The sequence below is a fragment of the Maribacter sp. PR66 genome, assembly GCF_028464205.1.
In the GTDB taxonomy this organism is placed as follows: domain Bacteria; phylum Bacteroidota; class Bacteroidia; order Flavobacteriales; family Flavobacteriaceae; genus Maribacter; species Maribacter flavus.
Genome location: NZ_JAQPCH010000013.1, coordinates 47,652 through 55,325 on the forward strand (window position 1 = coordinate 47,652; position 7,674 = coordinate 55,325).

6 protein-coding genes are annotated in these 7,674 nt (G+C 40.1%); 1 reads left to right on the forward strand and 5 read right to left on the reverse strand.

The genetic code is table 11. The features are described from left to right. Window positions 1-26: 26 nt before the first annotated feature. Together uxuA and PP181_RS17055 are read right to left on the reverse strand one after the other, a co-directional pair. Entirely contained in the window at window positions 27-1,217 is a 1,191-nt protein-coding gene (uxuA, locus tag PP181_RS17050) for a mannonate dehydratase (RefSeq protein ID WP_272637975.1), read from the reverse strand. Continuing rightward, on the reverse strand, window positions 1,217-2,035 hold the full coding sequence (locus PP181_RS17055; RefSeq protein WP_272637976.1) for an SDR family oxidoreductase: 819 nt from the start codon (window positions 2,033-2,035) through the stop codon (window positions 1,217-1,219). The genes uxuA and PP181_RS17055 overlap by 1 nt, the downstream gene beginning before the upstream one ends. Window positions 2,036-2,307: 272 nt before the next feature. Between PP181_RS17055 and PP181_RS17060 the strand changes: the two genes are divergently transcribed. After that, complete coding sequence (locus tag PP181_RS17060) at window positions 2,308-3,216, forward strand: ThuA domain-containing protein (protein WP_272637977.1); 909 nt, start codon at window positions 2,308-2,310, stop codon at window positions 3,214-3,216. 4 nt (window positions 3,217-3,220) lie between these two features. Here PP181_RS17060 and PP181_RS17065 read toward each other — a convergent pair whose 3' ends face one another. Genes PP181_RS17065 through PP181_RS17075 form a run of 3 tightly spaced genes read right to left on the reverse strand, consistent with a single transcriptional unit; the run spans window position 3,221 to window position 7,475 of the window. Further along, window positions 3,221-5,461: a DUF7133 domain-containing protein gene (locus PP181_RS17065; RefSeq protein ID WP_272637978.1), complete on the reverse strand. Its 2,241-nt coding sequence runs from the start codon at window positions 5,459-5,461 to the stop codon at window positions 3,221-3,223. 32 nt (window positions 5,462-5,493) lie between these two features. Continuing rightward, complete coding sequence (gene trhA, locus PP181_RS17070) at window positions 5,494-6,141, reverse strand: PAQR family membrane homeostasis protein TrhA (RefSeq protein WP_272637979.1); 648 nt, start codon at window positions 6,139-6,141, stop codon at window positions 5,494-5,496. Continuing rightward, window positions 6,138-7,475, reverse strand: coding sequence for an amidohydrolase family protein (locus tag PP181_RS17075; RefSeq protein ID WP_272637980.1), 1,338 nt, complete (start codon window positions 7,473-7,475; stop codon window positions 6,138-6,140). Before PP181_RS17075 ends, trhA begins: the two co-directional genes overlap by 4 nt. Window positions 7,476-7,674: the final 199 nt, after the last annotated feature.

Here is a 7,674-nt window from a genome sequence, read left to right on the forward strand (position 1 = left end):
TTCGCTAGCCCAGACAAAACCCTTTGTTAAAGAAGGCTTTCCCGAATACCCAATTCAAGTCCTGATAATTGGGCAAGTCCCATAGCCCTTCCTATCAAGGAGTATCCAGAGTAGAATTCGTCCTGTCTCTGGATATCGTCCAAAAGCACATGACCGTGATCGGGTCGCATTGGAATGTTCACGATACCTCCATTTTTACTTCTCTTTAACTGTTCCTCAACGATAGCTTTCATCACTTTTTGCATAGGAACGGAACCGTTTAGGTGTTCCGCCTCATAAAAGCTTCCATTCTCGTGTCTTTGTACATTTCGCAAATGGATAAAATGAATCTTATCACCAAAATCCTTGATGATCTTCACCAAATCATTATTGGAAGAGGCCCCCAAGGAACCGGAACAAAATGTTAATCCATTACTGGGCGATGGACAGGCATCCAACAAAAACTTGAGTTCCTCATAATTAGATACTATCCTAGGAACCCCAAATACCGAAAATGGTGGGTCGTCTGGATGGATGGCCATTTTTACACCCAATTTTTCTGCCTCGGGAATCACAGCTTTTAGAAAATAGGCCAAATTATCCTGAAGTTGTTGTTTACTGATTCCCAAAACGATTTCATGGTTCTTTTTGAACTCGTTCAAATCGATAAGCTTTCTTGAACCCGGCATTCCGGCGAGGATGGACTTTTCGAGTTTGGATATTTCTTCGGTCGATAAATTTTTGAAAAAGGAGGCTACCTCCTTTAAAAAACCTTCGTCATAGTCCTTTTCCGCATTTCCGCGTTTAAGGATATACAAATCGAAAGCTGCCGCGGCTAGTGGATCGTATTGCAACGCCGATGCCCCATTGGGCAATTTGTAATCCAAGTTGGTACGTGTCCAATCGATCAGTTGCATAAAATTATAGCAAACGACTTTTATATCGTTCTTTGCCAAATTCTTAAGCGTTTCAATGTAATTGGAAATATATCTGTCCCTATCCGGAAGACCATATTTAATGGACGTATGGATGTTTACACTTTCCACCACGGACCATTCCAATCCGGCACCTTCAATTTCAGATTTCAAGGATGCTACGGTTTCAATTGGCCAAACCTCTCCCAAAGGTACTTCCTGACAAGCGGCCACAATACCTTCTACTCCAATTTGCCTTATATCGCTTAACCGAACCCCAAAAGAGGGACCAAACCACCTAAATGTCTTTTTTAAATATTCCATTAAACTCCTGAAAAAGAATTAAAACCACCATCCACATCATAACACACACCCGTTACAAAACTGGAAGCCTCGCTCAATAAATAATGGACCATACCATTTAATTCCGAAGCATCCCCAAAACGGGCCATGGGCGTATTGTTGATTATTTTGTTTCCGCGCTCCGTGTAGGTGCCATCCTCGTTGGTCAAAAGGCTTCTATTTTGATTTCCGATAAAAAACCCAGGAGCGATGGCATTTACGCGAATCCTGTTCGTGAATTTGGAAGCCATTTCGTTGGCCATCCATTGGGTAAAGGTATCCACGCCCGCTTTGGCCATCGAGTAGCCCAAAACCCTTGAAATAGCCTGCTTTGAGGCCATAGAGGAAATGTTTATAATGGAACCGTGTCCTTGCCTAGCCATAAGTCCGCTCAACACAATGGTAGGTATAACCGTTCCGAACAGGTTGATATCCAAGACCTTTTGTGTATCCGAAATCGCTATGTCGTAGATACTCTGATTGGCACTTAAAGTAGCTCCAGGTATATTTCCCCCGGCAAGATTAATCAACCCATCCAAGGTTTCAAACTTTTGGGCAATCTCCTCCCGAACTTCGTTAAGTGCTTCCTCATTTAAAACATCCACTTCAAAAGTAAATGTGAGATCCGGGGAAATGCTATCCAGTTCATTTTTTTTATCCCTTAATTTTTTTGTTGACCTTCCCAGTAAAATTACCCGAGCCTCTTGCTCGATCAAGTATTTGGCGATAGATCCGCCCAAGGTTCCCGTTCCTCCAGAGAGTGCAACAATCTTATTTTTTAGGGAAAATAAATCGGTCATTTAAGTATGTTGGGTTTAAACGTCACACCGGAATCCAGTAATCCGGGAACGAAAGTTATTCGCACTAAAAATAAGATATTCGAAACTCATATCCCACCAAGTGGCCTCAATAAAGAAATTTTAATTACTTACATTCGTAACGAACAAATGTATAGCCCATTAGAATCCATTTAAAAAAATGAAACCCTCAACGAGGGACTTGTTATGGAAAGTTAAATACCTCTTTAAAAGAAAATATTTAATAATCAAGCTATTAACCTAGTTTTAAACGTATGAAAACTTTAGTCTATTCCCTTATTTTGCTATTTCTGTGCCTTGAGGTTTCTTCACAAGATCTGGAACCTTTCGATTTAACCCAGGAATGGACAAATTCCATCGTATCCAAATTACCGAATGATTACCCAAAATTGAAAGAAAGGAAAAAGGTGTTGATTTTTAGCCTATTCACCGGGTTTGACCATTGGACGGTTCCACACACCGAGGCCGTAATCAAAGGAATCGCTGAAAAAAGTGGTAATTTTGATATCACTACTTCCAAGGATGTTGCCATGTTCAACAAGGAAAATATCCAGCAATTTGATGCAATCGTATTGAATAACAATTGTTCCGAAAGGGATTTTAGAAATCTTTTCTACGACGTTTTTAAGAAAGAATTGAATGCTGATGCCGCTTGGTCAAAAGCCGAGCAATATGAAACCATTCTCTTGCAATACATCCGGGACGGTAACGGTTTGGTGGTACTTCATGGTGGCATTACCATGCTAAACAAATCCAAAAAATTCAGTGAATTGGTGGGTGGAAGTTTTGATTATCATCCCAGGCAGCAGTTGATCCAAGTCAAACTGGCGGATAAAGACCATCCTATTCTTAGAGCCTTTGATGGGGAAGGCTTTGCACATGTGGACGAACCTTATTTTTTTGACAACGCCTATTTTGAGTATGATTTTAAGCCTTTGCTATATATGGAGGCAGAAAAAATAGAAGGAAAAAATAAAGATTTTTCCAAAAACATAAGTTATTTGGCTTGGATAAAAAAGTTTGGAAAAGGAAGGGTCTTTTACTCCGCCCCTTCACATAATCCACAGAGCTATGAAAACCCTAGCATACTTTCATTTCTGCTCAATGGATTGTTATATGCAACGGGAGATTTAGAATGTGACGATAGTCCAATCAAGTCCTAGTCACTTAATTTTCAAAATCGAGTTCCAACAGTTCAGCCTCGGTAAATTCATTCCCATCCTGGGATTCTATTTTCCTTAATTCACCTACGCTTTCTTCCGAAATCCACTGAGGGTTATCCGCAAATGCATTGCTCACATAGGTAATTACATCTGCTATGTCCTTATCCGATAACGTTTCGTTATTCTTTAACCCTGGCATAGCCTGATTCATTTCAAACCGATTTCCATTTACGTGGATGGGTCCCTTCAATCCATTTAAAACTATCAATGCCAAGCGCTCAATAGGCTTGGACACATACTCTGAATGTACCAATGGCGGAGCAAGGCCCTCATTTCCCCCTCCGTTGATGCCATGACATGCAGCGCAAATCTGCCTAAAGATTTTTGCACCCTTGGTTCTAGGATCTTCTTTCAATCCCTTACTTACGTAAATTGGATTTAGAATAGCATCGGCTTTGTTTTGTATGCTTTCCAATAGCATTTGGTACAAAATCGATGACCTATCAAAGTCATTTTGGTCCAAAATCACCTTATAATCTTCCAGTATCGTCTCGGCACCACTTACCAAAGCTTCGGATATAATAGGATTTCCCTTATATAAAATACTATACTCCACAAGCAAGGGCGCTAACAATTCTTTGGATCCATGCGCCCAAATACCCAATGAACTGGCCAAATAAATATCTTTAAATAGACTTTTTTCCTTGATTATCCCATTCCCTAATTCAAGGAAATCGGCAGTATTTTTGCTATTTACGAATGATTCGAGCAAAACAATAGCATGGGCAGCCAGTTGTTCTTCGCCATTTTTAGCAACTTGAAGTAAAAGATCAAAATCCAAGGTATCCATTCCTTCCAACGTATATAAGGCATGAATTTGCGAAATACTTGGTTCCTTTTCTTTCACCAAATTGACTAAAGAGTTCACTAATCCTTTCTTGTTTCGGTCTATTAAAAGTTGCTGGGCACGATTCCTGACCCAACCGTTTGGATGATCTAGCCATTCTAAAAGATGCTCATCTGTAGCTGTCTCGAGGTTTACTGGGGTTGCAATTGAAATATTTTCACTTTCTACTTTTAGGATCCTACCTCTGTTGATAATGGTATCCAGGGACTTTTCCTTGGCCTTCTTTTTGAAGTATGGACTCAAATACGCATGGTGACCAATTACGCCCCTGTGCATATCCACAATATACAATGCCCCATCCGGACCATTGGATAGGCTTACGGGTCTAAAGCCTTCATCGGTCGACGCTAAAAACTCCTTTCCTTGCCAAGCCTGATAGGCACTGGTACTGTCGCCATGAAATTCCAAAATATTACGCTTGACCAGGTTTGCCTCGGGCACGCAGACAAAAACGTTCTGGTCATATTCCAATGGAAACATTCCTCCCCTGTATACCAGCGGTCCACAAGCTGCGGTTACATCTACCAACAAACTGTCCTTATCCAAAATACCTTCGGCATATCCCCTATTGACCAAACTGGCGTGTAACGGGTACACTCTCTGGTCTTCCGTTAGCAATTTATGTACGCTATGGGCTGGTTTCAAGAACTTGTTACGGGTAGTTCTGTTTGGCAAAACATAATCCCCCAATAATTGTCTGGAATTATCATTGTAGTATAAACGCCCAAAGTTGTCATGGGTAATTCCCCATTGCCCTCTGAATGTAGTGGGCTCCTTCAACCATTTGCCATTTTTTTGACGATACCTAAAATGCGATTTGGCATTATAAATCCAGTTATCCACATTCATCATTAGTCCATTGGGCTGATGTTCCGGATTACCGTCCGGAGCATACATAGAATCGACCAATATGCGATTAACCGGTCTGTCATTCTGTACTTCAACGAACCAAAGATTGGGGGGTTCCGCATATAACAAACCTCCGTATACATGGGCAATCGCCCTAGGCAATCTCAAACTATCCAAAAACTTTTTGGCGTGGTCCATAACACCATCACCATCCCTATCCTCCAAAATTTTAATCGTTCCCAGTGGCAACTCCTCCCCTTTACCCTCCATAGTATTCATATAACCATTCATTTCGGCGACCCAAATTCTTCCTCGATTGTCAAAATCCATAGCCACAGGGGCTATGAGTAAAGGTTCTGAAGCAACGGGTTTTAATTGAAAACCATCCTGTATAATATAGTCTGTCAAATCGACATCTGTTTCAGGATAATCCTTCTTACATGAGACAAAAAGAATAAGTAGAAGTATAAAGTAGTTTCGAATAATCATCGAATATTCAAGTTAGACAATTATTTAAAAAATTAGATTACATCGGTATATAAAAAGAACCAATGACAAAAGGCACCTGCCAAAACGAACAAATGCCATATAAAATGATTGTAGGGAATTCTTTGAATTGCATAAAATATAATTCCAATACTATAAAATATGCCTCCAAGAAACAAAAGGGTTAGACCAAGGTTGGTAGAATTTGCGAGGAGATTTTTAAGGTCGAAGACGATTAACCATCCCATTATCAGATATAGTAATAAAGAAATAAATTCAAATCGTCCCGTATAAAAAATTTTTAATCCGGTTCCTAACGCTGCAATTGCCCAAACAATATAAAATAACGTCCAACCGTTTCCATTCACCAAAGTTATCAAGGCTACGGGGGTATATGTACCGGCAATCAAATAATAAATATTGATGTGGTCAAGAATTCGAAGTCGTTTTTTCCAACGGGGATTCTCAACAAAATGATACAATGTCGAAGACGCAAAAAGTACTATTAGACTAATACTATATAACCCAATACTAAATTCCGAATAGACCGACCTATGATTATTATCTTTCCATAAAAAAATAAGACCTATACAAGCGGCAATAACACCGCAAAAGTGAGACAAGGAGTTTAAACGTTCTTCTGTATCTTGATTTCCTATTTTGAAGAGTTGATTCAAATTCATTTGTACTGCTTGCCCTTTTTAAATACGATGTCAACGTCCTGCAAAATGTTTATATGACGAAGAACATCACCTTTTACCGCAATGATATCAGCGTATTTACCAGGAGTTACGGTCCCAACCTTATCGGCAACGCCCATCCATAACGCGGGCCAATAGGTAGCTGCCCTAAGGGCATACATTGGGTCGATTCCAAACTCATTTACCCAAACATCAAATTCATGCCATGTTGATTGACTATGGAACTTCATGGGAATGCCACTATCCGTTCCTATTAATAATACGACCCCTGCATCCAAGAGTTGCTTGACCTTTGTTTCCAAGGTAGGCTTCCTGGAAGGCGTCAATTGAAAATAGGGAAGTCGATCGGGATGTGCAAAACTGTTCCTGATATCCGTAATTACACTGTCAGGCAATCCACGGTGCCAAGAGTCATTATCAAGTTCCTCCTGATTGTCCCTAACATATTCATAGTTATATAATCCTTCCACAGTAGGGCACCAGAATAAAGGACCTTGGCTCATATCTGCGGTACGTTCCCTTATCATTTGCATGATATAATCCGGATATTCCGGGGCCGAGGATAAACCAGTGTGTTCAAAGCAATCTGCACCAGCCAAAAGTGCCCTCCTGATTTCTTCCGGTCTGTGGGCATGTGCAACTACTTTAAGTTCTTGCTTATGTGCCTCATCAACGATTGCCCTTACTTCTTCCATCGTCATTTTATCTTGATCGATTAGCTTGATGACATCCACACCGGCATCAGCCAATTTTTTAATCTTTTTTCTACCATCCTCAATTCCATTTACTCCCCATCGAAATGCTTCAGTGCCGGGATAGGGCTCATGCTGGATAAAAGGTCCTGAAACATATAATGTGGCACCTGGTATTTCTCCGTTATTGATAGCATCCCTAACATTAATACTTTCTTGCAATGGTCCACCTAAATCCCTGGCACTTGTTACACCAGCTAATAGTAATTGTTCTGCTGATGAAGGCATTATTACATCCTCCAGTAATGGCGGGTATGTTCTATCCCAATAGGTGTAATCTGCATGACCATTGATCATGGTATGTACATGCATATCCCAAAGTCCTGGTAATACACTCATTCCTTCAGTAGATATCACAGTGTAGTCAGAAGGAATTTCTAAAGTGGCAACACTGCCAATCTCCTTAATATATTCTCCTTCAATAAGGATTACGCTGTTCTTAATAGGTATGCCCCCAAATCCATCTATAAGAGTTCCTCCTACTAGGGCAATCTTGGTATTTTGAGCGTTAACGGAATTCATGAATACCAGAACGACAACGAACAAAAACTGAAATTTTCGCATGAATATTAATTTTAAAAGAAAGATACTAAATAGGGAATATAAAACATATATCCAAGACACAGGATTGTTCAATCAAGAATGTAAAAGAATTTGTAATGACCTTAGGAAATAGTATAAATTTTTGGGCATAAAAAAAGCCCCCTTACGTTATGTAAGGGGGCTTTGAGGAAGGCGGCTACCTACTCTCCCACTTGGTATA